Source organism: Staphylococcus sp. 231237_7MaSpsaltlick, assembly GCF_043107035.1.
On record NZ_JBICNX010000116.1, the window covers coordinates 1 to 1,482 of the forward strand.

Sequence of the window (1,482 nt, forward strand, 5' to 3'; positions counted from 1 at the left end):
GTTTTATTCCAGATTAGCATGATTTTGCTGCATTGTTTCTTCATCAACGTTTATCTCAGTCATTAAATCTAAAACAATACTATCTAAAAACACTTGTGATGCTTGTTCAAATAAGCTACCTAGAGGTTGTGCTGAACCTTCAGCATCATATTTCGTTCCCGCCGGTAATTCAATCACTGCATTTGCAAGTTCACCAATCTTTGACGTTGAATTTGTTGACAATAATACAACTTCTGCACCTACAGCTTTAGCTTTATCTGCTAATAATCTTAAATGCTCTGTCGAACCTGAGCCAGAAAGGATAACAAACAAATCTTTTTCGGTAATGGAAGGTGTAGTGGACTCACCAACTACATGTGCACCCTTCCCAAGCTGATTCAATCTCATCGCAAAACTATTTGCTACAAAACCCGAACGTCCTTTTCCAGATACAAAAACTTGCTCTGCTTTAATAATTTGCTTTAAAAACGTTTCGGCTTCACTGTCTTTCACATGTGATAATGTGTTGTCTATTTCATCTAGTATTAAACGATAATTTGTGATTTCTGTCATCATTATTTTCCTTCAATCGCAGCTCTACATTGTTTAGCAGCTTCTACAGGGTCATCAGCATTTGCAATGCCGCCACCAACAATAATTAAATCAGGATTTTCTGAAACAATATCTTTAATTGTATCTGGTTTAATACCACCTGCAACTGCTACTTTAGAATTACTAATTACAGATTTAACTTTACGTAAACTTTCTAAAGGAGATTGACCTTCAGCTTGTAAGTCATAACCAGTATGCACAGCGATATAGTCTGCGCCTAAATCGTCTAATTCTTTAGCACGTTTTTCTAAATCTTGGACTGCAATCATATCTACTAACAGTTCTTTACCACTTTTATGTGCTTCTTCAACTGCTGCTTTAATTGATGCATCTTCAGCAACACCTAAAATTGTTATTACGTCTGCACCAAATTTAACTGCTTGGCTTACTTCATAGTCTGCAGCATCCATAATTTTTAAGTCTGCAAGTACTTTTACGCCTTCTATATTATCATTTAAATGTTGAACCGCTGGTAAACCTTCATTAATAACGATTGGTGTACCAATTTCTACGATATCTACATAATCTTTAACTTTATTCGCAAGTTTTGTCGCTTCCTCTTTATTCAATAAATCAATTGCTAGTTGTAATTCCATATGTTATTACCTCCTATATATTATGTATTCATTATGGTATAATAAATTCGAAAATACAATACTGACAAATATGTCACTGAGGAGAAGAAATTGTTAATAGAATACAATAATAAATTATTTTACACTTCTAAAGATTTAGCTTTATCAGTAATTGGTGGTAGGTGGAAAATCCCTATTATTTACCATTTATTACAATCAGAAGTACTTAGGTTGAGTGAATTAGAAAAAAAATTACCTGATATTAATCAAAGAATGTTAATTAGACAATTAAGAGAGCTTGAAAAGGATATGATAA

General features: G+C 33.2%; 3 protein-coding genes. 1 reads left to right on the plus strand and 2 read right to left on the minus strand.

The window, feature by feature from the left end; translation table 11 throughout:
* Positions 1–3: 3 nt before the first annotated feature.
* Positions 4–552, minus strand: a complete 549-nt coding sequence (gene hxlB / locus ACF91D_RS30215) for a 6-phospho-3-hexuloisomerase (protein WP_069792839.1) — start codon at positions 550–552, stop codon at positions 4–6.
* Positions 553–554: 2 nt separating this feature from the next.
* On the minus strand, positions 555–1,187 hold the full coding sequence (gene hxlA, locus ACF91D_RS30220; protein WP_002508648.1) for a 3-hexulose-6-phosphate synthase: 633 nt from the start codon (positions 1,185–1,187) through the stop codon (positions 555–557).
* A gap of 90 nt (positions 1,188–1,277) precedes the next feature.
* Here hxlA and ACF91D_RS30225 point away from each other — a divergent pair.
* The coding region (locus ACF91D_RS30225; protein ID WP_232198837.1) for a winged helix-turn-helix transcriptional regulator at positions 1,278–1,482 on the plus strand (205 nt) is incomplete at its 3' end.

Excerpts from the sequence above, each read along its gene's own strand:
- hxlA (WP_002508648.1), bottom strand. The coding sequence starts at position 1,187 with ATGGAATTACAACTAGCAATTGATTTATTGAATAAAGAGGAAGCGACA.
- hxlB (WP_069792839.1), bottom strand. The coding sequence starts at position 552 with ATGACAGAAATCACAAATTATCGTTTAATACTAGATGAAATAGACAAC.